Origin of the sequence: Novosphingobium sp. ST904 (assembly GCF_001298105.1) — a bacterium.
GTDB lineage: Bacteria > Pseudomonadota > Alphaproteobacteria > Sphingomonadales > Sphingomonadaceae > Novosphingobium.
Genome location: NZ_LGJH01000150.1, coordinates 1 through 23,746, shown reverse-complemented (window position 1 = coordinate 23,746; position 23,746 = coordinate 1). Strand labels below are relative to the sequence as shown.

17 protein-coding genes and 3 pseudogenes are annotated in these 23,746 nt (G+C 64.3%); 10 read left to right on the top strand and 10 right to left on the bottom strand.

Going from position 1 to position 23,746, the window contains the following annotated elements; all coding sequences use genetic code 11:
* The first annotated feature begins 304 nt into the window (after positions 1-304).
* Positions 305-760, top strand: a complete 456-nt coding sequence (locus ADT71_RS15960) for a calcium-binding protein (protein WP_231635929.1) — start codon at positions 305-307, stop codon at positions 758-760.
* Positions 761-1,168: 408 nt separating this feature from the next.
* Here ADT71_RS15960 and ADT71_RS15950 read toward each other — a convergent pair whose 3' ends face one another.
* Together ADT71_RS15950 and ADT71_RS15945 are read right to left on the bottom strand one after the other, a co-directional pair.
* The gene (locus ADT71_RS15950) at positions 1,169-2,704 is read right to left on the bottom strand and encodes a calcium-binding protein (protein WP_054438395.1); all 1,536 of its coding nucleotides are present in this window, start codon (positions 2,702-2,704) and stop codon (positions 1,169-1,171) included.
* Positions 2,626-3,681: a glycosyl hydrolase gene (locus tag ADT71_RS15945; protein WP_054438393.1), complete on the bottom strand. Its 1,056-nt coding sequence runs from the start codon at positions 3,679-3,681 to the stop codon at positions 2,626-2,628. The genes ADT71_RS15950 and ADT71_RS15945 overlap by 79 nt, the downstream gene beginning before the upstream one ends.
* 506 nt (positions 3,682-4,187) lie before the next feature.
* Between ADT71_RS15945 and ADT71_RS15940 the strand changes: the two genes are divergently transcribed.
* Together ADT71_RS15940 and ADT71_RS15935 are read left to right on the top strand one after the other, a co-directional pair.
* Complete coding sequence (locus tag ADT71_RS15940; protein ID WP_054438390.1) at positions 4,188-5,705, top strand: hypothetical protein; 1,518 nt, start codon at positions 4,188-4,190, stop codon at positions 5,703-5,705.
* 22 nt (positions 5,706-5,727) lie between these two features.
* Complete coding sequence (locus ADT71_RS15935) at positions 5,728-6,765, top strand: acyltransferase (RefSeq protein WP_054438388.1); 1,038 nt, start codon at positions 5,728-5,730, stop codon at positions 6,763-6,765.
* A gap of 41 nt (positions 6,766-6,806) precedes the next feature.
* On the opposite strand, the gene ADT71_RS15930 is transcribed toward ADT71_RS15935, so the two are convergent.
* The 6 genes and pseudogenes from ADT71_RS15930 to ptsP form a co-directional block, all read right to left on the bottom strand.
* Positions 6,807-7,148, bottom strand: a complete 342-nt coding sequence (locus tag ADT71_RS15930; protein WP_054438387.1) for a hypothetical protein — start codon at positions 7,146-7,148, stop codon at positions 6,807-6,809.
* 366 nt (positions 7,149-7,514) lie between these two features.
* Entirely contained in the window at positions 7,515-8,189 is a 675-nt protein-coding gene (locus tag ADT71_RS15925; protein WP_054438385.1) for a hypothetical protein, read from the bottom strand.
* A gap of 47 nt (positions 8,190-8,236) precedes the next feature.
* Positions 8,237-9,607 carry a carbohydrate porin gene (locus tag ADT71_RS15920; RefSeq protein ID WP_054438383.1) on the bottom strand — a complete coding sequence of 457 codons (1,371 nt, stop codon included), beginning with the start codon at positions 9,605-9,607 and terminating at the stop codon, positions 8,237-8,239.
* Positions 9,608-9,658: 51 nt separating this feature from the next.
* A pseudogene (locus ADT71_RS15915) lies at positions 9,659-11,352 on the bottom strand (fructose-specific PTS transporter subunit EIIC).
* Positions 11,352-12,332: a 1-phosphofructokinase gene (pfkB, locus tag ADT71_RS15910; RefSeq protein ID WP_054438381.1), complete on the bottom strand. Its 981-nt coding sequence runs from the start codon at positions 12,330-12,332 to the stop codon at positions 11,352-11,354. The pseudogene ADT71_RS15915 and the gene pfkB overlap by 1 nt, the downstream one beginning before the upstream one ends.
* Positions 12,332-14,851, bottom strand: a pseudogene (gene ptsP / locus ADT71_RS15905) (phosphoenolpyruvate--protein phosphotransferase). Before ptsP ends, pfkB begins: the two are co-directional and overlap by 1 nt.
* 178 nt (positions 14,852-15,029) lie before the next feature.
* Between ptsP and ADT71_RS33765 the strand changes: the two are divergent.
* From ADT71_RS33765 to ADT71_RS15890, 4 genes and pseudogenes are all read left to right on the top strand, one after another.
* Complete coding sequence (locus ADT71_RS33765) at positions 15,030-15,149, top strand: LacI family DNA-binding transcriptional regulator (protein WP_231635927.1); 120 nt, start codon at positions 15,030-15,032, stop codon at positions 15,147-15,149.
* Positions 15,134-16,039, top strand: a complete 906-nt coding sequence (locus ADT71_RS15900; RefSeq protein WP_231635926.1) for a LacI family DNA-binding transcriptional regulator — start codon at positions 15,134-15,136, stop codon at positions 16,037-16,039. Before ADT71_RS33765 ends, ADT71_RS15900 begins: the two co-directional genes overlap by 16 nt.
* 2 nt (positions 16,040-16,041) lie before the next feature.
* Positions 16,042-16,908, top strand: a complete 867-nt coding sequence (locus ADT71_RS15895) for a shikimate 5-dehydrogenase (RefSeq protein ID WP_231635925.1) — start codon at positions 16,042-16,044, stop codon at positions 16,906-16,908.
* A gap of 72 nt (positions 16,909-16,980) precedes the next feature.
* Positions 16,981-17,984 (top strand): annotated as a pseudogene (locus tag ADT71_RS15890) (class 1 fructose-bisphosphatase).
* 105 nt (positions 17,985-18,089) lie between these two features.
* Here ADT71_RS15890 and ADT71_RS15885 read toward each other — a convergent pair.
* Positions 18,090-19,427: a PLP-dependent aminotransferase family protein gene (locus tag ADT71_RS15885; protein WP_231635924.1), complete on the bottom strand. Its 1,338-nt coding sequence runs from the start codon at positions 19,425-19,427 to the stop codon at positions 18,090-18,092.
* An 83-nt stretch (positions 19,428-19,510) separates the two neighbouring features.
* On the opposite strand from ADT71_RS15885, the gene ADT71_RS15880 reads away from it, so the two are divergent.
* Genes ADT71_RS15880 through ADT71_RS15870 form a run of 3 tightly spaced genes read left to right on the top strand, consistent with a single transcriptional unit; the run spans position 19,511 to position 20,688 of the window.
* Positions 19,511-19,939 carry a DUF983 domain-containing protein gene (locus tag ADT71_RS15880; RefSeq protein WP_054438379.1) on the top strand — a complete coding sequence of 143 codons (429 nt, stop codon included), beginning with the start codon at positions 19,511-19,513 and terminating at the stop codon, positions 19,937-19,939.
* A gap of 7 nt (positions 19,940-19,946) precedes the next feature.
* The gene (locus ADT71_RS15875; protein ID WP_231635923.1) at positions 19,947-20,273 is read left to right on the top strand and encodes a hypothetical protein; all 327 of its coding nucleotides are present in this window, start codon (positions 19,947-19,949) and stop codon (positions 20,271-20,273) included.
* Between the two features lie 19 nt (positions 20,274-20,292).
* Positions 20,293-20,688 carry a cytochrome c family protein gene (locus tag ADT71_RS15870; protein WP_231635922.1) on the top strand — a complete coding sequence of 132 codons (396 nt, stop codon included), beginning with the start codon at positions 20,293-20,295 and terminating at the stop codon, positions 20,686-20,688.
* A gap of 114 nt (positions 20,689-20,802) precedes the next feature.
* Here ADT71_RS15870 and ADT71_RS15865 read toward each other — a convergent pair whose 3' ends face one another.
* On the bottom strand, positions 20,803-22,578 hold the full coding sequence (locus tag ADT71_RS15865) for a tetratricopeptide repeat protein (protein WP_054438377.1): 1,776 nt from the start codon (positions 22,576-22,578) through the stop codon (positions 20,803-20,805).
* Positions 22,579-23,746: the final 1,168 nt, after the last annotated feature.

The following is a 23,746-nucleotide window of genomic DNA, read 5'->3' as shown; positions in this document are numbered from 1 at the left end:
TTAACCCTAAGCCTTATGAACAAGCCACGATTGAGAGGGCACTGAAGCGCACTGCGCCGAACCTGCAAATCGAAAGGGGAAGGGGGCAACCGGTACACTTCACCAAACTCTCTTGAGTGGACGTGATTTGCTGCACAAATAATCGGGAAGCCGGCACAATCGTCGTCGAATGATTTCGAGTTCAAATCGCAACGATTATTGCAAGGAGCATTCCCGTGGCAGATATCAACGGATCATCCATTGGTGACAATATTTCCGGCAGTGCGCTGGGAGACCGTATTCTTTCCGGCCAAGCAACGACACCGTGCATGGTGCCGGCGGTGATGATTACATCATCGGCGGAGCCAACAGCGACAACCTCTACGGAGACGAAGGGAACGACACCATTTACGGTGGCGGTTCTGCAGACAAGCTCCGCGGTGGCGAAGGCAATGACTATCTGAACGGAGGCGGCGGGGCCGACCGCATCTACGGCGGCTCGGGTGACGACATCATCTTCGGCGGCGCCGGTGACGATGTCCTCTATGGCGACAATCCCAACGACCCGACGGAAACCGGTGCCGACATCTTCGAGTTCGACAAGGATGACGGCTCGGACAAGGTGTTCGACTTCGAACTGGGGCTGGACAAGGTTCGCCTGCTCGAAGGCAACACCTATTCGCTCAGCTATCTCGGCGACAACACCATTCTGACTTACGGCACCACCACCGTTCGTTTCTACGACGCCCACCTGACCAGCGCCGACATTATCTTCGCCTGAGCCCTGAACGCACAAAAAGCGGACCGAAATGCCTTCGCATCCCGGTCCGCTTTTTTACGGGCCTCACGCAATTCCGGTTGCGGCGTTTGACTTTCCGGGAGAGCCCCCCTGCCAGACAGAGGCATTCGGCCGCCTCAGAAAATCGCGCCCAGAAGAAGTGCCCAGCCCATGACGGAGACCGCCATGGCCACCGCAATTCCCATCATCGGATTCCTGTCGTCGGACTCGGCTGCAAACACGCGGCCGAGCAGAAGCGAGGGGCGATGAGGATGCGCGATCTCCGGCAGCGGTTCTCTCCGGGATGCCCCCCAGGGCTTTCGCCTGCTCGGCCCCGGCATGAATTCACCGGAGCAAGGGCCAAAGCCCTCCCTATGGCCAACCAGCGGTTCACCGCCAGTTTCGTGCATGTCAGGCAAGGATGATATCGGTCGCATCGATCATCGGCTTTCCACGGAGGGTGACAAGGGCAACGGCCGCGGCAGACCCGCTACCATCGGCATCATAATAGAGCGTCCCGGCAGAGGCATCGTAGAACAGATGCGTATCGGCCGAAGCAGCCTTGCGGCCATAGTCGAGGGTCGCGGGCGAACCCGGGCGAAGCGGCGCCAGCGCCGCGAAGATGTCCTTGTCGATCTCGATGTGATCGACACCGCTCTGGAAATCGAGGATGGTATCGGCATTCGCACCTGTTTCGAGATGATCGAATACGAAGGTGTCCGCGCCGGCCCCACCGGTCAGCTTGTCCGCGCCTTTGCCGCCATTCAGGACGTTGTTCCCGTCGTTGCCGTAGAGAATGTTCGCCAGGGCATTGCCCATACCATGGAGGTTGGCCGTGCCGGTCAGGTAGAGCCGCTCGATACTGTCGCCAAGCGTGAAATCGACCTGCGACCTGACTGTATCGACGCCGCCCTGCGCACCGCTTTCGATCACCCTGTCTCCGCGGTCGTCGACGAAATAGGTATCGTCGCCGTCGCCACCTTCCATGCGGTCGGCCCCGATCCCGCCGTCGATCCTGTCATTGCCCTTTCCGCCGATCAGGACGTCATCTCCGGCAAGTCCGTCCAGACGATCGTCACCCGCGCCGCCGTCGATACGATTGCCCTTCCCGTCCCCGACAAGGATATCGGCATGGGCCGATCCCTTCACGTCCGACCCGCTGATGGCTGCGCGCTTGCCATCCACGATCGCCGCCCCCTTCGTCAGGTTGACCTGCAATCCGGCCCCCGCGCCAGAGTAATCCAGGGTTGCAGCCTGGACCGTGGCAGCAACAGCCTTCTCGGAGTAGATCTGGATATGGCGCGTGGTAACATCGCCGCTTGAGCTGGCGCCCGATTGCACGATGAAATCGACCTGATCCCCTGCCGCGAGCGATACGTGAGCCAGGCTGAAATCGTATGCATTGCCCTTCGCGGGGTCATAGATCTCCTTTTGGAGAATCTCCTTCCCGTTCACGGTGACCTTCAGCGAAATCCCGTCGAGGCTCTGATCGGCAACATCATATGTGCCCTTGATCGTGAACAGACCGCCAGTTTGGGCGGTGTACCGCTCGATAATGCCGTAACGGGCCGCCGCGCTCTTGCCTCCCCCGAAATCAACGGGTGTCAGCGTCGTCGCATTGATCTCCAGCGGGCGGAGCCATTGCGAACCCAGATACGGAGTCCACAGTTCCCCCCCTTTCAATCCACCTCCCATCGTTTGCAACGCGGCGACCTGGCCGGTCCCCGACAGGGAAAAGTACGACCATGGCCCCTCGAACCCGGCGCCTGCCGCATCCTGATTGGTCACGTCAAACTGGTCATAGCTGTCCGCAACGAGATTTCCCGCGTGGAACTGGACCGACGTTCCCGTCATCACCCCCTCGGACTTCAGGATGATCGGAGTATCTGCAGAAATCCTGCCGTCGAAGTTGGCGATCCGATTGCCGTCGAGATCATAGGCGGACACGCCCTTCGCCAGGCTGACGGAACCCGTCTGCCCCCAAAGCACCGCCGCATGATCGCCGAAAGTGTACAGGTAAGTGAAATCATCGGTCGCGACCGCCGGATCACGTCGGCATCAGCCAGCAGGCTGTCGAATACCCGAAAAGCCTCTCCCGCCGGCGTCGCGCTGGCGCCCTGGGTATTCCAGAGCTCCATGTTCGGGAAGTAGGACTGGCGCGCCAGTGCATACCAACTCGCGCTCTCGATACCGGCATCCCCCATGACGCTGAGCATTTTCGCAAGATAGGCCGGCGCATCGTCGAGCGAGGCGAAATTCGCACCGAACTCGGTAACCTTGATCGCCATGTCCTTGCCGATCACGCCGCGCAGCACCTCGATCTGGTCGGCAAACTGCTCGGGCGGTGTGGTATAGGGATGGATGGAAACCGCATCGAGGAGGCCCAGTGTTCCGAGTGCCTTGAGGTCCGCGAAGTAGTCCACCGGGATGGAGTGCGTGGCGCCTCCTACCAGTTCCACGTCCAGTCCCGCCCTGTTCAGCGCACTGTCCACCGCGGCAACCAGCTTGGCATAATAATCATCGCGGTTGGCCGCCGACGATGTCGCCACAGGGCCGGTCACGAAAGAATTGGAGTTGTACTCGTTGCCGATCTCGACGGCGCTCACATTGGGATAGCGCTGCAATGTCGCCACGACGAAATTGGCGAAAGCCTCGCGCCCCGCATCGCTGTAAACCGTGTATCCGCGGTCGTAGAGCGCATTGGCATTCGCAAACGTCAGCGTAACCGCAAGGCCCTTCTGCAGCGCCTGATCGAGCCAGGCAGCCTGCGGAACCGAAAAGTCATACTTGCCCGCAGCTTTCTCGATCGCCCCCCATGGCACGCTGTCGCGGATGCCATCCACGCCAAGGTTTGCAGCGGCATCAAGAAGCGATGTGTTCCACCCCTGGCTGAAGTGGGTCTGGGCACCTAACCGGATAGTCATAACGTTCCCCGAAGAAGAATTTCCCCGGAAGTAACGGATCATATCACTACGACAGACTTACAGCGATGGTTACCACCACAGACACAACCAACAATGCAATTGCACAGATAGATTATGTGTAAACACCTATCCATCACCATGCAAAACCCGCCTCAATCAAACGGTGCGCCAGTATTTCCTCTCCTTCAAGTCGAACTCATCCGTATCCGATACAACTCCCCAGGCATTCGCGATGCAACCGGTATGCCGTCGAAATTCACGCGGCCCCTCCATAACCCCCGTCCCAGCCATCAGCCGCGACTACAGCAAATGCCAGGTATGGAAGAGATGAGCCGCGCCCACACTGGTCAGCGATCAAAACTGACACCGGAACGGAGATGACCCGACTGCGCCTGCAGACCACTCCGGGCTAGTCTCCAGCCACGTCCAGATCGCCAACCCACGGAGGTCAGCCTGATACCCTCTAACCTCCGCACCGCATCCCGGCAGCACGGGAAGAACCGGCAATGAATGCGATTCCCATCGCCTTGTTCTGGCTGCTCGTCATCTGGGCAGCCGCAAGCCGGCGGCCGGTTGCGCTCTATCTTTTCTTCGCAACCATGCCGTTCGGCGCTTTCGCGGTGATCCCCACCCAACTCACCGGAGGGCTGACGTTCATCGCCACGCCCATCGCTGCGATAGTGGTCATCGCAAAAGCCTTCCTGAACAGGCAAGGCCCATCGGCCCTGCTGTCGATGGCGATCATGCCGAACCGGCTTCTGTTCCTGTTCGCCTTCTGGACGATCGCCACGGTCACGACCTTTTTCATGCCCCGCCTGCTTGCCGGCGACCTGCTCGTCGTTCCTGTACGCGGCGTACTCCGCACCACGGCACCCTTGGCCCCATCGACGCAGAATCTCTCCCAATGGGTCTACATGACGATATCGGTGTTCACGGTCTTCGCGCTTGCCAGGCACCTGCGATCGCCGGACATGCGGCAGCATGCCCTTCAGGCGCTCTGCCTCGGCGCAGCCATGCTGATCGTCACCGGCCTGCTTGACTATGCGAGCCAGTTCCTGCCGCTGGCTCCCTTGCTGCAGCCGTTCAGGACTGCATCCTATGCGCTGGCCACGGAAGTGGAGGTCATGGGCTCCAAACGCGTCGTCGGCCTGATGCCGGAAGCTTCCGCGTTCGGCACTTATTGCCTCGGCTTCCTGTGCAGCCTTTACTTCTACAGGCGCGCAATCACCAACATCGCGCTGCGAACCAGGGTTTGTCCGCCCATTCTGATCGCGTTGCTCCTGCTCTGCTGGCAGTCGAAATCCTCTGCTGCTTACGTGGGCATGGGCCTCTTCCTGGCGATGGCATGCACCGAATGGCTGCTCAGGGCGAACAGGCCGCAGCACACAGGGCTGATCTATAGGCAAGGCCTACTCGGCGAACTCTCCGTGCCGATCGCTATCCTGACGGGCGTGACCTTGACCCTGCTTCTCAAGCCGGACCTGCTCGATCCGATCTATGCCATGATCGACCGTATGGTCCTGCAGAAAGGCTCTTCGCACTCCTACGAGGAACGCGGAATGTGGCGTTCGATTGCGCTCGCCAGCGTTTTCGAAAGCCATGGCTTCGGCATTGGTCTGGGAAGCACACGGGCGTCGAGCAGCATCGTCGCCATATTCAGCGCCACGGGTATCCTCGGAGGCGTCTTTTTCTGCGCATTCATCGCTCAAAGCTGCCTTCGCTCAGCGAGCAGCCCGGAACTGCGGATTCTCGCTTCGGGTTTCCGCTTTGCCTACATACCGATGTTCACCGTGTCGCTGATGATCGCGGATGCCAATTTCGACTTCGTGGCGGCTTTCGGCTTCGGCCTTGCGACAGCGCTTTCCTTCCAGCCGGACCGCCCGGTGAGAGCCGCATCTTCTCCCTATTTCATCCGGGAGCCCATGGCGGCGGCCAACGATGTCGTCCGAACTTCGGCGCAAGCCGGTTCCCGAAATGCACGCCCAGGGATTACTGCCGATGCAGTCCGCGAATTCCACACATGATCGCTACGGGTTTCTGGATGAAATGCGCGGCATCGCCGCGATGGCGGTCCTGATCTTTCACATCGGAACCCGAACGGGCGCCCCGCCGCTGGCCGCGAACGGGTATCTCGCTGTCGATTTCTTCTTCATGCTGAGTGGCTTTGTCATCGCGGAAGCCTACCGCGCGCGACTTCTGAACGGCATGACATTCGGGGATTTTGCGACGAAACGCATCATCAGAGTGGCGCCAATCATCGTGTTGGGCGTCTTGATGGGTGCAGCCTACCTCCTTGCTCGCTGGATCGCCGTACCCGCGAGGTCTGACAGCCTGCAAGATATCCTCGCCAGCGCTGCGCTCAACCTCCTGCTGCTGCCCAAATGGTGGCAAGCATCGGCAACCGGTTGGGAACTCTTCCCGGCGGACGGCCCCCTCTGGTCACTGTTCTTCGAAATCCTTGTGAACTTCGCATGGGCCGGGTTTCTGGTCGCCAGGAGACGCGGGACGCTCCTGGTTCTCGCCGCGATCAGCCTGATCGCTCTGACCCGTCTTGCCGGAATTCACGGAACAATGGACATGGGCTGGAACCTGCCGACATTTACCGGAGGCCTCGCACGCGTATCCTTCGGTTTCCTGATCGGCCTGCTGATACACGCATTCCGCCAAGCCCTGCCGAAAGCCGGAGCCTGGGCTTCGTACGTCGCAGCCCTGCTTCTGATCCTGTCGCTTTGCTTACCGATAAATGACGTCAGATGGACGCTGTTCGTCACCGCTATCATCCTGCCATGCACGCTCGTTCTGGCGGTTATCGCAGGCCATCGCACAGTGATCCCCGGCGGCCGCTTTCTGGGGGCCGTTTCCTATCCGGTCTACGGCCTTCATGTGCCGATCCTCGCGCTCTATTCCGGCGGTTTCGAGAGGTTCACAGGCCTGGAGCGTACCGGATGGGAAGCCTATCTTCTGATCCCCGTCATCGTCGGCTTCGCCTGGCTGATCACGACCAGATATGAAGGGGCCGCAAGGAATATTCTTCAGGAACACATTGCCCGCAGGACGCGCGCCCAACCCGTGACCGGAGCATAATCACATGCCGGCAAAAATATTCAGGGACACAAGGACAGTATTCAAGCTTGGATTCTCGTCGCCGCGTGAGTTCCCAGAGAGTTCTCGCGCAGCCAGGTCATGACCGCAAACAGGCCGTATCCGAGAGGTAGAATGGGCAGGAAGTACAGGAACTCCATCATTTTCCCGTCTACATCATTGACAAGTGAAGGCGCCGACCCGCTTGCACTGGCAATATCGATTAGGGCGGCGTTGATGCTCGGCATATCCCATGCCACGACAACCGCAAAGGCGATGGCCGCAGGGCCACGGAATCCCGGATGCCGGATCAGGAGTTGAATGGCTGCGGATGCCAGGAAAACGCTGCCTGCAAACCAGAAACCGGAAACGACGAAACCAAACAAGACCCAACTCCTGCGACCGCTGCTACAAACCTTTGCCGATCCCGGCTCAGCGTGAACTTCTTATAGGATCGCAGTCTCGGTTTTCGGTCTCGCTGGACACAGAATTAAGATCGGACACACGCATTGAAGAGCACCTAACGGCCACTGAGACCGACAGAGCGTGACAGAAGCAGCGGCCAGACCCACGCAGGAATGCCCCCTCGCCATCGAGATGTTCACGCCGAAAAGGCGGCGTAAAACTCACTCTGCAACAAGCGGGGAATCGCCTCGCCGCCCCTTGCCAGCGAGCAGCGGTTCCGCGTGACCGGAATGGTCGGATTGCCCGTGCACCTTCCGAGCATTTGCCACCCGTTCAGATGGCGACCTTCAGGGGCGAGCGCGCAGACGTTCCCAACGGGCGTCGAGTTTCGATTGAGCGGCGCCGCTCTTTACATTGGAAATCAGCGATACGCCGCGAAGGGCAACGCTGTGGCCGGACAGGAAGCGACCGGAAACGCTGTAACCGATATCGTATAGCGCGACATCTTCGTGCGGTTCGCCATCGACCAGGAACCGTGTCCTGATCGCAACCGGCAGCCGCTCGTCGCCGCGGCTGTTATCGGGGAGCCTGGCCTCATTCCGAGCCTTTTCCAGTTCCCGCTCGAACCACCTGGCCTCGATCCGCGGTTCTCCGGTGGTTTCGGCAGGCGCCACACCCAAGGCTGTCGGGAACAGGATGGTCTGGCTCTGTACGGACTGTTCGGGCGAGGCAGGTTTCAGGGTGAGCACCTGTTCGCCGGAACTTGTCGCCACCAGCACCAGTGTTGCGGCGCGGGTGGAAGCGCGCTGCGCATCGGCCTGCTTCACGGCCTCGCCATCGCTGCGCGCGGTCCAGTTATTCCAGAGCGTCAGCCCGGAAATGACGACTGCGACCACGGCCAGCACTTCGCCCAGCGTGATCCATCGGCGGCGGATGGCGGCGGCCTCGGCCGCGCGCACTTCGGCTTTTGCCTCTGCCCTGGATGGAGATGGAGTTTCGGGGCGGGGAAGTTCGTCGCTCACGCGCCCGTTCCATCATCTTCGGCGGCGGCGGTCAAGCGCTCCCGCCTTTATCGACCGCCGGACAGCAGCGTTGGCGCGTCTATCGTGAACTTGAAGCCGAAGATCAGCGCATCCTTGATGTCGCGCGTGCGGAACGGGGCGCCGGTCTGGTCGGGGTGGAGAATGTACTGCACATTGGGCGAGATGCGGATCGCCGGGCCGAGCTGCGCGCCGTAGGCCAGTTCCATCATGTACTGGTGGCGGCTGACGGCGGCATCCCCGCCCGCCGAAACCCGCGCCGCGCGCATGCGCTCCATCGCGAGGTTACTGAAGCGCTGGTCGCTGATCATGAAGCCGATCGTATCGGCATCGCGTCCGGCAAGAGTGCCGGTCTGCACCACGCCGAAGTCGAGGAAGCGGCTTTCCTCCACCCGGCCGGACAAGTTGGTCATCGCCACGCCGAACACGCTGAGGCCGCGCTCCGAACGGGGATCGGGCCGGGTCAGGCGCTGGTCGAAGCGGAAATAGAGGCCCGAGCGACCCTTGCGGGTCTGCGGATCACGCCCGGTGAGGATGGCGATGCCGCCCTGATCGTCGCGCAGCGGATCGGCATAGTCGCCCCGGTCGAACCAGCCGCCGACGATGTAGTGGCCGGGCAGGCGCACGCCCTTGCCTTCGTTCGAATAGCCCAGTTCCCACGGCACGATCACGCCGGTTGCATTCTTCGTGCTGAAGTTGAAGCCGTGGTCGCTGGCGCGCTTGCGGTCCGGGTTGACCTCGTAAGCGCCGACGTGGACGGTCACATGCGGCAGCACTTCGGCCTTGGCGCGGATCATCCAGCTGGATGCCGGGAAGTAGGTGAAGTTGCTGTTCTTGAAGACGAACGTCGGGTTGCCGCAGCCCGAATTGCCCTGAAAATTGCAGTAGATCGGCGAATTCAGGAAATGGATGTTGGCCTGGCTGCGCCCCGCCTCGATCATCAGGCGATCGTTGAACAGCTTCTGCTCCCAGGTCAGGATCGCGAGGTGCGTGTTCTGGGTGCCCCAGATTTCCTGAACCGAGGTGTTGTTGCCCAGCGCCAGCGCCGAGAGGCTTTCCCCGTGGCGATTGGTGATCGCGGCATGGATCGTGCCGCCGCCGATGCCGGCGATGCGGTCCATGTCGAGGTCCGCGCCGATATAGATCTGCCCGGCATAAGCGGCATCGCGGCGCAGGCCGCCGGTGACGTTCGTTGCCGCCTCGCCCGTGTAGCTGAGCGCGAGGGTCACGCCGTCGTCGGCCAGCGGCTGCCAGGGCTTCGGGACATCGGCCTGCCTGTCGGCGACCGGGGCCTCGTCGGAAGCGACCTCCTGCGCCATGGCGGCGGATGCCGTCAAACAGGGCAAGGAAAGGGCGGCGGCACCTGCGCAGCAGGCGCCCTTGAGCAGTGCGAACCGCATCGAAACATATCCTCTCTAGGATGCCCGGTCTTCCGCCGGCCCGGAATCAATTCAGGCGGCGGCGATTTCCGCCGGGGCCATGCGCGGCTTGAGCAGGCCAACGAGGACCCCGCTCACCACCACGCCCGCCAGAATGGCCAGCCCGTAGACCGCCAGATGCGTGACCGCGCCGGGGATCGGCAGGACGAACACGCCGCCATGCGGCACCTTGAGCTCGGCGCCCGCCGCCATCGAAATGGCCCCGGCAATCGCCGATCCCGCCATCAGCGCCGGGATCACCCGGAACGGATCGCGCGCGGCAAAGGGGATCGCGCCCTCGGTGATGAAGGCAAGGCCCAGCACGGCGGCGGCGCCTCCTGCCTCGCGCTCTTCCACCGAGAACCGGTCGCGGAACAGGCGGGTGGCAAGGCCCACGGCAAGCGGCGGCACCATGCCCGCCGCCATCGTCGCGGCCATCGGCGTATAGACCTGGCTGGAAATCAGCCCGACCGAGAAGGCATAGCCCGCCTTGTTGACCGGCCCGCCCATGTCGAAGGCCGACATCGCGCCCAGGATCACGCCCAGCAGGATCGCGCTCGATCCCTGCATCGAGCGCAGCCACTCAGTCAGGAACGCCAGCGCGGCGGCAACCGGGGTGCCGACCGCGTAGATCATCAGCAGCCCGGTCAGCAGCGTGCCCAGCAGCGGCAGGATCAGCACCGGCTTCAGGCCCGCAAGGTTCTTGGGCAGCTTGATGAAGCGGTTGAGCGCCTCGACACCGTAACCGGCGATGAAGCCCGCCACGATGCCGCCCAGGAAACCCGCGCCCAGATTGGCGGCCAGCATCCCGCCATCATGCCCGGCGCAATGCCGGGACGGTCGGCCACCGAATAGGCGATATAGCCCGCCAGCGCCGGCACGATCAGCGCGAAACCGCCCTGCGCGCCGATGCGGAACAGGGCACCCGCAAGTGTCCCCTCGGCGCCTGCGCTGTTGGCATCGATGCCGCCCAGCGCAAAAGCCATGGCGATCAACAGGCCGCCCGCGACCACGAAGGGCAGCATGAAGGAAACGCCGGTCATCAGGTGCTTGTAGGGACCGGCACGTTCGGCAGCGCCGCCGGAAGTCTCGGCAGAGGCCGCGCCGCCCTGCACTTTCGCCTCGGTGAGAGCACGCTCGATCAGGGCCTTGCCGCCGGAGATGGCGGGCTTGGTGCTCGATGCGAAGACCCGCTTTCCGCCGAAGCGCGCACGGTCGACTTCGCGGTCGGCGGCGATGATGACCACGTCGGCCGCCGCGATCTCTTCCGCCGTCAGCGGCGAACCGGCGCCGACCGAGCCCTGCGTTTCCACGCGGATCGGATAGCCCAGCTGCTTGGCGCCTTCCTCAAGGCCTTCGGCGGCCATGAAGGTATGGGCGATGCCGGTGGGGCATGAGGTGATCGCCACTACGCGCGGCAAATCGGCGGAAACCTGCGGCTCCTGCGCCAGGGCAGCTTCGGGATCGGCCAGCACCGCCTCCAGCGTGACACGGCGAAGCGGGGTGAGCGGGAGTGCGGCTGCGGCCTCGTCATGGGCGGCGACCAGCAGCAGGGTATCGCCCGCCTGCAATTCCGGCGGAAGCGGATTGAGCACGCCTTGCCCGATGCGCACCTCGATCTCGATATCGCGGCCCTTGGCCCGCGCCGCCTTGCGCAGCGCTTCCCCTGCGAGCACGCCCTGCACGGCGGAATCGGCCGCATCGATAACTGCGTAGAGCTTGCCCATCATTCCTCTCCGGCCTTGATCGTTTGCGGGCGGGTACAGCCCGGCAGCATCGACGGCGTGACGGCCACTTCATCGGCCAGTGCATGCACCGTGGGCAGGGCGGGCAGGTTCGGCCCCGCCATGCCGAGCTTGGCGACCGCGAACGCGGTGGCGAGGCGGGCGGTGCGTTCAAGATCCGCGCCTTCGCCCAGAGCCGCCACGATACCCGCGACCATCGCATCACCCGCGCCCACCGTGCTGGCGACCTGTCCGATGGCGAGACGCGCGGTAACGGCGCCTTCCGAGGACAGGAACAGCGCCCCTTCCTCGCCCATCGACACGACGACCAGCGAAACGCCGCGCCCGTGCAGCTGCGCCGCCGCTTCGGAAAGCGCGGCCAGATCGGACAGGGGACGGCCGAGCCATTGCGCCAATTCGTCGCGGTTGGGCTTCACCACATCGGGCAGAACATCGGCGGTAAGCGCGCACTTGAGCGGCAGGCCGCTGGTGTCGAGCACCACCCGGCACCCGGCCGCGCGCAGGCGTGCGGTGAGCGTGACATAGCTGTCGGGCGGGCAGCCCGGCGGCAGGCTTCCGGCCAGGACCACCAGATCGCCCTCACGCGCGGCTTCGCAGATGGTTGCCGCCACCATTTCGGCGCGCCCCGCATCCACGGCGATCCCGTCGAGGTTGATATCGGTCGTGCCCGTCGCGTCCACCAGCTTGAGGTTGACCCGCGTGGCCCCGGCGATGCGGATGAAGCGGTCCTCGATGGCCTTGGCGGCGAACAGCGCATCGAACGCGGCGGCATTGTCGCTGCCGAGCAGGCCGTAGGCGGACACCGGCATGCCCCAGTCGGCCAGGCAACTGGCGACGTTCACGCCCTTGCCGCCCGCGTTCTGGCGCACCGAACGGGCGCGGTGGACTTCGCCCACGACCAGCCGGTCAAGCATGACGGTCTGGTCGATGGCCGGGTTGAAGGTGACCGTAAGAGTGCGCATCAGCCTTCCCCCTCTTCGATTTTCGGCCCGTCCAGCGCGCGGATTTCGCCCGCGCTTTCCATGTCGAGCGCCCTGGCGGCAAGCGTGCGCAGGCTTTCGAGACTGGCGCCGCGAATGCGGGCCTTCACCGCCGGAATGTCGCGCGGGGTCATCGACAGTTCGCTGACGCCCAGCCCCACCAGCAGCGCCGCGCCGAAGGGATCGCCGGCAATGCCGCCGCAGACGCCGACCCAGCGGCCATGCGCCTTTGCGCCCTCCACCGTCGCCGCGATCATGCGCAGGACGGCGGGGTGCAGGCTTTCGGCATCGCCTGCCAGTTCCGGGTTCTGCCGGTCGATGGCGAGGACATATTGGGTAAGGTCGTTCGTGCCGATCGAGAAGAAATCGGCATGGGCCGCCAGCGAGCGCGCCTGGATGGCGGCGGCGGGAACCTCGATCATGATGCCCACGGGAATCGTCGGCGCGTCCAGCTCGACGCGGATCTCCTCGCAGCGGGCACGCAGCGCGATCAGTTCGTGGACGGAGGTAATCATCGGGAACATGATCGAAAGATCGCCGCCGGACTTGGCGGCGCGGTACAGCGCGCGAAGCTGCGGCTCCAGCAGGTCCGGGCGGCGCAGCAAGAGCCGCGCGCCGCGCACGCCAAGGAAAGGGTTCTCCTCGCGCGGGAGGTCAAGATGCGGCACCTGCTTGTCGCCGCCGATATCGAGCGCGCGCACCACCAGCGGGCGCCCTTCCAGCGCCTCGGTCATGGCGCGGTAGATTTCGGCCTGCTCGTCCTCGCCCGGACTGTCGCCGCGTTCGAGAAACAGGAATTCGGTGCGCATCAGGCCGACGCCCTCGCCGCCCTGCGCCAGCGCGAAAGCGACCTGATCGGGGCGGTTGACGTTGGCGGCGATCTCCACGCGGTGGCCGTCGCGGGTTTCGGCAGGCTTGCCGCGCTCGGCTTCTTCGGCGGCGCGCTTTTCGCCGAGCGCCGCGATCCACGCGCGGGCAGAGGCAAGATCGGCCTCCGACGGGTTCAGCCAGACGCGGCCGCTGTCGCCATCGACGATCGCGGTGGCCCCGGCGGCAAGCCCCATCAGGTCCGCGCCGCCCGCCACGACCGAAGGCAGGCCGAGCGTGCGGGCCAGGATCGCGCTGTGCGAAGTCGGCCCGCCCAGCGCCGTGGCAATGCCCGCAACCCGCGCGGTATCGAGCGTGGCGGTATCCGAAGGCGACAGGTCCGCCGCGACCAGCACGCAGGGCTCCTCGGGCAGATCGGTCAGTGATCCGGCCGCAAGCGCAGGATCGATCTCGGCCAGAACGCGGCGGCCGATATCGTGCAGATCCGCCGCGCGCGCGGCGAGCACCGGATTGCCCAGCGCCGAAAGCTGCCCGGCGATACGGTCCACCGCCTGATGCCACGACCATGCCACCCCGTGCCCCTCGACCATGAGCTGGCAAGTGAGCGTGATGAGATCGGTATCGTCGAGCAGTTCGGCCTGCGCCTTGAAGATCGCCGCATCGCCCGCACCCAGACGGCGGGTGGTATCGTCGATCAGCGCCTTCATCTGCGCGCGGGTGCGGGTGAGCGCATCGTTCAGCTGGGTGCCACCGCTGGCCAGATCGGTCGGCCGGTCGGGCACGTCGAGTTCCTGCGCGGAAAGCACATGGACCTTGCCGATGGCGAGGCCCGGACTGGCGGCGACGCCCGCGATCATCCGCGCCTCGCCACGGGCTTCCAGCCGCGGATCGGCGCGGCGGCCTTTCGGCGGCGCGCGCGGCGTCTTCCTTCTCGCGCGCGGTCAGGCGGCGGACCACGGCGGCGAAACTGTCCAAAGCCGCCCGCGCGCCTGCCCCTTCGGCGGAGAGAGTCACCCGATCACCAGCACGCAGCCCCAGTTGGAGGAGGGAAACGAGGCTGCGGGGATCGGCGCTCTCTCCGCCGTGGCGCACGCGCAGGCGCACGCCAGAGGCACGCGCGCTTCGACCCAGGCCGAGGCGGGGCGGGCATGGAGGCCGGTTGGGTAGTCGACCGTCCATTCTGTGATTTCAGCATAGTCTGCCGCCGGTTCGGACGGGGCGGCAGCCGCGCCGTCTTCCCACAGCGCGCGGGAAAAGGCGGCCGGATCGTCGGTAGCGACCAGCGCGGCAAGGCGCGGTTCGTCCTGGATCAGGCGGGTCAGGCGGCGCAGGATGGCGATGTGGCTGTCCGAATTGGCGGCGATGCCCACCACCAGATGGGCGCGCTGGCCGGGGTTCCATTCGACCCCTTCGCGCAACTGGAGGATCGCCACGCCGTCACGGCGGACAAGGCCCTTGTCCTCGCCCAGGCCATGCGGGATCGCCACGCCCGCGCCCAGGAACGTGTTCGCCACGCCCTCCCGGCGGACCATGCTTTCCTCGTATCCGGGCGCAACGCAGCCGGCGGCGACCAGAAGCTGGCCGACCTGGCGAATCGCATCGACCTTGTCTGCCGCGCTGGCATCGATTCGAACGAGATCCTCTACCCCCGAGGCGGGCGCATCTGCGAGCATTTCAGGCCTCTCCTGACCGTTTTGACGACGGGTCTGTGATGCACTTAGAAAACGTTTTCTCAAAGCGCTTGTCAAGAGAATGCTTGCGATCTTGAGAGAACGTGATGCATAGTCGCCCGCAGGAGAGGGGCAAAACGCCCTAACAAGTGAGAACGATTTCTCGAATGGCGCATTGCGGATGACAGTTGGAATCAAGGACGTAGCCCGGGTTGCCGAAGTGTCCCCCGCCACCGTTTCGCGGGTGCTGTCAGGCCGCAGCGTCGATCCCGCGATGCACGAGCGGTGCTGGCGGCCGTGAAGTCCACCGGCTACCGCCCCAACCTTGCGGCGCGGCGCCTGCGCTCCCAGCACACCAACACCATCGGCCTGATCGTCGCCGATATCCGCAACCCCTTCTTCACCGCCGTCTCGCGCGCCATCGAAAGCCTCGCCACCGCCCGCGGAATGCGGGTGATCCTGTGCAACACCGACGAGGACCCGGCCAAGGAGGCCGGCTATCTCGAACTGATGCACGAGGAACGCGTAACCGGGGTGATCTTCGCGCCTTGCCGCCAATGGGTCGAAAAGGCCGAGCGGCTGGAACCGGGCTTCCCCGTCGTCCTGATCGACCGCAGCCTGCCCAGCGCCGGTCTCGACACGGTATTGCTAGACAACGAAACCATGGCCGCCGAACTGGTGGCGCACCTCCACGCCCAGGGCCACCGCCGCGTGGCCGGGCTGTTCGGCGCCGCCAGCAGCACCGGGATCGAGCGCCGCGCCGGGTTCGAGCAAGCGGCCCGCAAGTTCGGCATGGAGGCCGTCACGGTCGAGATGCCGCACGCCGCCGAGGCCGCGGCACGCACGGTCAGGGAACTGCTCTGCGGCCCGGTTCGCCCGGACGCGCTCGTCGCCAGCAACGGCGTCATGCTGCTCACCGTGCTGCGTGCGCTGCGCGACCTCGATCTCGCCGTGCCCGGCGACATTGCCCTTGCCGGGTTCGACAACAACGACTGGATGGAATTCGTCGGCGACGGGCTCTCGGTGATCGAACAGCCGGTCGAGGAGATCGGCCGCACCGCGATGACCATGCTGCTGGACCGGCTGGACCATCCCGAAGCGCCTGCCCGCAAGGTCGTGCTGGCGGGACGCCTCATCACGCGCGGATCGAGCGGCCCTCGCGCCCGCGCCAACCAGCCCATCGGAGCCTGACCATGATGACCGACTTCAGCGCAAAACAATCGATCGGCCGGGACACGCGCCTGTGCATGTCGCTTTCCGCCCGCCCCGGCAACGCCGGGTCGCGCCTGCACAACACGCTCTACGGGCTGCTGGGGCTGGACTATGTCTACAAGTCCTTCTCCACCACCGACCTGCCTGCAGCCATCGGCGGCCTGCGGGCGCTGGGCATTCGCGGCTGCGCGATCTCGATGCCGTTCAAGGAAGCGGTGATCCCCCTGCTCGACGGGCTTGAGGATTCGGCCCGCGCCATCGACAGCGTGAACACCATCGTCAACGACGAAGGCGTGCTGACCGGCTACAATACCGACTATACCGCCGTGCGCGATCTCGTTGCCCGGCGCGGCATCGATCCGGCCACGCCGTTCCTGCTGCGCGGCAGCGGCGGCATGGCCAAGGCGGTCATGGCCGCGCTTCGCGATCTCGGCTTCCGCCAGGGCACGATTATCGCCCGCAATGCCGAAGCCGGCCCCGCCCTTGCCGAACAGTACGGTTTCCGCTGGCTCCCCGAGCTTCCCGAACAGGGGGCGGCGATGCTTGTCAACGTCACGCCGCTCGGCATGGAAGGCGCGCAGGCCGGTGAACTCGCCTTCACGCCCGCGCAGATCGCCGCCTGCGAGGTCGCCTTCGACGTGGTGGCGCAGCCCGCCGAAACGCCCTTCATCAAGGCCGCCCTCGCCGCCGGAAAGACGGCGATCTCCGGCGCGGAAGTGATCGTGCTCCAGGCCATCGAGCAATTCGTGCTCTATACCGGCATCCGCCCCGACGATGAGGCCATTGCCAAGGCCACCGCCTTCGCGCATGGCCCGCAAGTAGCCCGGCGGCTGCAAGACGCGGCGTAATGCCGGCCCGACGGGGCAGGATGTGCTCGCAGTGCCATGGATTTGTCCGGAACATGGGGTAAGGAAGCTGATATGAAACCGACACTCACCCGCTTCCTGCTCGAAAAGCAGCGCGAGCCGAACTCGACCTGCCCGCCCGAACTGCGCCTGCTGATCGAAACCGTGGCGCGCGCCTGCAAGACGGTGAACCACGCCATCGCCAAGGGCGCGCTGGGCGACGTTCTGGGCAGCCTCGACAGCGAAAACGTGCAGGGCGAAGTCCAGAAAAAGCTCGACGTGCTCGCCAACGAACTGCTGCTGGATGCCAACGAGTGGGGCGGCCACCTCGCCGGAATGGCCTCGGAAGAGATGGAAACGATCCATCCCATCCCCAACCGCTATCCCAAGGGCGAATACCTGCTGGTCTACGATCCGATCGACGGTTCCAGCAATGTCGACGTAAACCTCTCGGTCGGCACGATCTTCTCCGTGCTGCGCGCGCCTGACGAATGCGCGGGCCGCGAAGTACGAGAGGAAGATTTCCTCCAGCCCGGCACCGCGCAGGTCGCTGCCGGCTATGCGATCTACGGCCCGCAGACGCTGCTGGTGCTGACCCTGGGCTCCGGTGTCTACGAGTTCACGCTGGATCGCGAACTGGGCGCCTGGATCATGACCGACGGCCCCATGCAGATCCCTTCGGGCAATTGCGAAATCGCCATCAACATGGCGCGCGCCCGCAGTGGTCGCCAACCGTGGTGCGCTACATCGACGAGCGCCTGACTGACGGCAAGGGCCCCTGCGGCCGGGACTACAACATGCGCTGGACGGCCTCGATGGTTGCCGACGTGCATCGCATCCTGAAGCGCGGCGGCGTGTTCCTCTATCCCGCCGATCACCGCACGCCGGGCAAGGCGCGCCTGCGCCTGCTTTACGAAGCCAATCCGATGAGCTTCCTGGTCGAACAGGCGGGCGGCGCCTCGACCGACGGCTGGAACCGCGTGCTCGACGTGACCCCGGTCGGACTTCACCAGCGCATCGGCCTGATCCTGGGCGATCCCGAACAGGTAGCCGCCCTCATGGAAACGGAAACGGCCTGACCGAGGCTCGGCGACCCGGAGCTTCGGGTGAAGTTCCGGGCCGTTGAGGCTAGACCATCGGGCTGAAACGGCCATCCTGATGGTGGATCATCGCATCCACCATCTTCAGCGCCCGTTCGATGCATTGCCGATCGGCGCTGCCGCCGATCGAGATACGCACCGCATGACGGGCCTCGGGGTCGATGCGGAACTGCTCTCCCGACACGACCGAGATGCCGAGCGGCCGCAGCGCCCGCACGAGATCGGCGGACTGCCCTTCCCGCTCCAGCGCAATCCACAAGTGATAGCCCGCGCGGCCGCCTCATAGCTCCCATGCGGCAGGATGCCCGCCGCGATAGCCTGCCGCGCAAGGCACTCGTCCCGCACCTCCGCCACCAGCGAAGCCCATTTCCCGGTGTTCAGCCACTGGGTACAGACGGCCAGGTTGAGCGGAGGCGCCATGATCGTGGTCTCATAGGTATCCGTCGCCAGCCGCAGCGCATCCCGAAGCTGCGGCGCGCGCAAGTACGCAACGCGCAGCGATGGCGAGACGAGCTTTGAAAGGCTTGCGACATGCCACGTCCGCTCCGGCGCGAGCGCAGCCAGCGACGGAATCTCGCCGCTGCCGAGACGGGAATAGGGATCGTCCTCGATGATGAGAACATCGTGCCGCCGCGCGATCTCGGCAATGCGGCGGCGCCGTTCCTCGCTGAGCGTCGCGGTCGTCGGATTGTCGTTGTCGGGCACGAGATAGATCGCCCTGACCGGGGTGGATTGAACCGCCCCGGTTTCGCAGGCCCGCGCGAAAGCGTCGGGATCGATGCCGTGCCGATCCGCGCCGAGCGGCACGATCGCCACGCCGTGCCGGCGGCAAATCGCGCTCCAGCCCGGATAGACGAAAGGCCCCGTGCACACGATATCGCCGGGCGCCAGAACGGAACTGACAACCGCATGCAGCGCGGTTTGCGCACCGCTGGTGACGATGACATTGTCCTCCGTCGCCTCCATTCCCGAAGCCGCCAGCCACTGCGCGCCGGCCGCGCGGTCTTCCGGAGCGCCGCCCGCAGGCTGATACTGCAACCGGTTCGCCGCGGCCGGGCCTTCCAGCACGGCTTGCAGCGCATTCGCGAAGCTGGCGGCATAGGAACTGCTGGAGGGAATCGGCGGCAGGTTCATGCCGGTATCGAACGGCGGCACCTGGCTGGACGCATCGAACGCCGCCTTGCCCCGGACGAAGCTGCCGCGCCGTCCTTCCGCGTCTATCAGCCCCTGCCTGCGCGCCTCGGCATAAGCGCGCGTGACCGTGCCGGTATCCACGCCCAGCGCTTCGGCCAGTTCGCGCTGGGGCGGAAGGCGATCCCCCGGATTGAGCCGCCGCTCCTCCACATCCCGGCCGATCGCCGCGGAGATCGCCAGATAAAGCGGCCCTTGAGCATTGCGGATGTCCGGCAGCCAATTTTGCATCACTGTTTGCATTGACTTTGTATGCATACAATATCCATATTGAGCAACAGACGAATCCTCGCGATCAACGGCGGACCTGCATCATGTCAGACAACAATATGGAGCCCGGCGACAAGGCCCGCCGTATTTTCAGGTGCGGCCTGAAGGGACTTTGCCCCCGTTGCGAAAAAGGCGCCATGTTCCGCAAGTGGCTCAAGCTGAACGATACCTGCCCGGCCTGCGGGCTCGATTACGGCTTCGCCGCCCCTGACGACGGCCCCGCCTTCTTCTCGCTCTGCATCGTCGCCTTCCCGCTCACGTTCTTCGCCGTATGGCTGCAGGTGAAGTTCGACCCGCCGTTCTGGGTCCATCTGCTCACCTCGTTCCCGCTGGTCGGGCTGGGCTGCGTGTTGCCGCTGCAGTATATCAAGGGCTGGCTCGTGGCCTCGCAATACGTGAACAAGGCGCAGGAAGCGGGCACGGAGGCACTCTGGGCCGATCTCAATGCCCGCGCCCCGCGCAACGGCGATTGACCTGCCCATGACCATGCCGACTGCGGGACACGCAACCCCGCTGCAATCCGCCCGGGACTTCGTTGCCGACTACTTCGAAGCACTGGAACGCCCCGATCTTGCCCGGATGGTGCGCGCGGGATCGGGCGACGACTTTGCCGAAATGCACAGCGCAACAAGGCTGCTTGCAGCGCAGGCCGCCAAGATCGCCCGGTATGAAGAGGCGCTCGATCAATATGCCGACCACGGTTTCTGGGACGATGCTCTGCCCGGCGGCCCGCTCGCCCTTCACGATGGCGGCGACATGGCGCGCAACGTGCTCAAGGGCAGGCCCGCGTTCTTCCATCGCGATTGATGCATCGGACCTGCGAACCGTGAAAGCATGGATATCGGCCCGCGCGGCCTTTGCCGGAATGGCTCTCCTGATCGGACTCGCCGGATGCCGCGATGACCGTCATGACGAGCGCCTGCGGGAAGCGGGGCAAGACCCGACCCTGCAAGAGCTTATGAAAGTGGCCGACGTGGAAAGCGGCGCCCGGAAATTCCGGCAGTGCGCCGCCTGCCACAGCATCATCGAAGGCGCGAGCGATCGCGGCGGACCGAACCTGTTCGGCGTGTTCGGCCAGCCCCCCGGCACCAACAGGTCGCGCTACGGCTACACCGCAGCGCTGATCGGCATCGGCGGCAAATGGGACGAAAAGGCGCTCGACGCATGGATCGCCGCCCCCGCCTCGTCGTGCCTGGCACGACCATGCAGTTCCCCGGCGTGAAGGACCCGTTGGACCGAGCCGACCTGATCGCCTACCTGCGCACGCAGGCAAGAGCCCGCCGATAGCCACCGGTCGGCTGCGGGAAAATGGGCAGCGCCCGGGCGTGGACGAGATTCACAAGCGGTCCATCCGCAGCCAGGCATCGTCGCCCAGCCACGCCTGCCCGAGCGCCTGGCGGGCGGCGGCCGCTTCAACACCGTGCCCTTGCGCCTTCTCGCTTTCGGCAAGTCCGTAAAGTGCCCAGCCGCTTTTCGGAGACTGCACGAGCGCGGCACGAAAAGCCTGCGCCGCCTCGCCATAATGCCCGGCCCTGAACAGGGCCGCGCCAAGCGACTGGCTCACGGGATAATACCAGTATGGCGGCTCCTGATAGGGTATCTTCGCCTCCAGCACGATTGCCCGGCGATAGAGGCGCGCGGCCTCTTCGTAGCGCTTTTCCGAAAAGGCCAGCTTGCCGCGCGCCACCGCTTCGGCCAGCTGGAGAAGGTCCGCTGCGGGCACGCCCTGTTCGGTCATGCCGGCCAGGGTGCCGGAATTGCGGATTTCCACGATGGCGGCGATTTCACGCTCGGCTCCGGCGCGGTCCCGCCCCTGCGCCCGGGCAACGGCCCGCGCATAGAACCGCATGGCAGCGGCATAGGGCAAACGCGGGTCGGGCGGCGGCATGGCCAGGATCGCCTCGGGTTCGGCAAATTGCGCCATCGCCAGAAAGGGTGCGGCATCGATCGCCTGTATCCATGCGATCCGCGCGGAGGTGCCGGGATCCAGCAGTTTCCGCAGACGCTGCGCCTCGGTGATCGCCGTGCGCATGTCACCTGCCATCTGCGCGGATGTCACGATGAAGTGGACGTTGTGAGGGTAATAGCCGTAGCGGACGAGGCTGCGATCGTTCGTGCTGCGGATGAAAGCCTCGTCCGCACGCGCCGCCGCAATGTTGACCCGGATGGAATCGGCGTAGCGGCCGACCAGTTGATAGATGTGCCCCGGCATGTGGACCAGATGGCCGGCGCTCGGCGCGCCTGCCCGCGCCAGCCGGTCTGCCGCAGCTTCCGCGCGGCGCGGGTCCGCGCTGTTCTCCATGAGATGGATGTAAAGATGCGCGGCCTGAAGGTTGCCCGGGTCACGCATTAGCACGCCCTCGATCAGCCGAACCGCCTCGCCGCTTCGGCCTGTCGGCGTTCGCTTGTCCGCCTCCCAGTAGCTCCACGGGCTGACATCCATGACCGCTTCGGCCGCCAGCACGGCCACATCGTCATCCGCTGGAAAGCGACGGGCAACGTCGATCATGGCATCGGCATATGCGGTATCCAGTGCAGAGCGATCGGCCTTCGCATCGCGCGTGTAGCGGCGCACCGTCGCACCGATCAACGCCTGCTCCAGCGGTGACGCATGCACGCTTTGCCCTGCGGCCCTATCCATCGCCGCCAAAGCCGCATTGCGATCGCGATCGTCCATGGGCGCGTTGATGTTCGGCCCCAGCGCCAGCGCCTCGCCCCACCAGCACATCGCGCAAGCCGGATCGAGCCGCTGCGCCTCGCGAAAAGAGCGCACCGCCCCTGCATGATTGAAGCCATAGGCCAGCAGGAGACCCTGATTGAAATAGCGCCGCGCCTGCTCGCTTGAAGTGGTGATCGGCAAACGATCGGCAACGAGATCGCGATAGAGCGGTATCGCCTGGGATGCGGCACCGACCGGACCCGTAACGGCTGCGGCAAGCACAAGCTCGTGCGCCAGCACCGCCGCCTCAGCCCTTGCGCCGCAAATCGAAGCGGCAAGCCCTGACGGATCAAGCATGGCCAGAGTCACCGGCGAAATGCCCGCGCCAGTCGAAAAACTGGCAAGAACAAAGCCCTGCGCCGCCAAAGCAATGCTGCTCAACACCCTCTGCATGCACCCGACCCTTGAGCGAGGTAGCCGCCGAAAAAGCGCTAATTCACACCGACTCTCCGAGCCGCCATCTTCAACCGGAACAAGCTGCTCGCGCCGCCGATATCTGTCAACATGACACCGGACGCGACCTCAGTGAACGAAAAAACCGGCTTCCGCCCGAAATACGTTCAAGCGCTGCCGGCAATCACGCACATGAGAACAAAGCCCCGGTCGGTGAGGAGAATTCCCGGACATTCCGCGCGAAATTCGCAAGAGACGACTCTCGTCGAGCCAACGTCCAGCCACGATAAAGGAAATTGAGCCCGATCGCCGAAACCAAGGAAATCGATGAATTTCCTGCGATCAGTTCTGGATGGTCCCGGAAGGGCTCTTGGCGGAGAGGGTGGGATTTGCATCTGAAATCGTAACAACTTGTTAGAATGCAATTTTTCCGCTCTCAGCGCTGCACTTCCCCACACATTATCCCACACGCACCAAAAATAACCCTTTTCTTCCGGTGCCTTGGCGATTGTGCCCCACCCTTTTTCACTTGTCCAGAGCAATCCAAACAGGTTCACTCACGCCCGCAGACGCACCCCATTTTTCTCTAATGAACGCTTGCTGATTGGCACCTTCCGCACAGATTTGTGCATTGAAACATTGCGGCGTTCAAAGGATCAATGCCGCTTGGCGAGGCAACACGATCGCGAACCAATCATCTTCTCATCGGCGCCTGCCTTGCACACATCCGCCATCTTTTGTCTCCGGTCGGCGCCCCCTCAGCCAAACCTATGGGTACGCTCACCTGTCGGAGAGATAACAAATTGACTTTACTGTAAATTTACCTAACTTCACCCAATATCCACAAAAATGGCCAGCAGAAAAATCACAGACTGCGAAACAAATATTTTTGAACAATGATATTGTAAAACTTGTCGAATAGCGAAATCTCCCATTGCAACTTGCAGAAAAATCGTCATGCCTGTTGATTGCCACTGAGATGTGAACCGGGGGGCGTATAAATTACCATTGAGAATTGACCATGTTTCCCTCGCCTCCGGCTGCCAGTCGGAGGGTCGTGGAGTGATCAACATGGACTTACTCAGTGTGATCCGCCGGTGGCATTTCCGGCAGAAGATCTCCATTCGGGAGATCAAGAGGCGGACCGGCCTGTCCCGCAATACCATCC

Bases quoted from the DNA above. Each gene is read 5' to 3' on its own strand.
- ADT71_RS15945 (WP_054438393.1), bottom strand. From the start codon at position 3,681: ATGACTATCCGGTTAGGTGCCCAGACCCACTTCAGCCAGGGGTGGAAC.
- ADT71_RS15940 (WP_054438390.1), top strand. From the start codon at position 4,188: ATGAATGCGATTCCCATCGCCTTGTTCTGGCTGCTCGTCATCTGGGCA.
- ADT71_RS15935 (WP_054438388.1), top strand. From the start codon at position 5,728: ATGCGCGGCATCGCCGCGATGGCGGTCCTGATCTTTCACATCGGAACC.
- ADT71_RS15920 (WP_054438383.1), bottom strand. From the start codon at position 9,607: ATGCGGTTCGCACTGCTCAAGGGCGCCTGCTGCGCAGGTGCCGCCGCC.
- pfkB (WP_054438381.1), bottom strand. From the start codon at position 12,332: ATGCGCACTCTTACGGTCACCTTCAACCCGGCCATCGACCAGACCGTC.
- ADT71_RS33765 (WP_231635927.1), top strand. From the start codon at position 15,030: ATGACAGTTGGAATCAAGGACGTAGCCCGGGTTGCCGAAGTGTCCCCC.
- ADT71_RS15895 (WP_231635925.1), top strand. From the start codon at position 16,042: ATGATGACCGACTTCAGCGCAAAACAATCGATCGGCCGGGACACGCGC.
- ADT71_RS15885 (WP_231635924.1), bottom strand. From the start codon at position 19,427: ATGCAAAATTGGCTGCCGGACATCCGCAATGCTCAAGGGCCGCTTTAT.
- ADT71_RS15880 (WP_054438379.1), top strand. From the start codon at position 19,511: ATGTCAGACAACAATATGGAGCCCGGCGACAAGGCCCGCCGTATTTTC.
- ADT71_RS15875 (WP_231635923.1), top strand. From the start codon at position 19,947: ATGACCATGCCGACTGCGGGACACGCAACCCCGCTGCAATCCGCCCGG.
- ADT71_RS15865 (WP_054438377.1), bottom strand. From the start codon at position 22,578: ATGCAGAGGGTGTTGAGCAGCATTGCTTTGGCGGCGCAGGGCTTTGTT.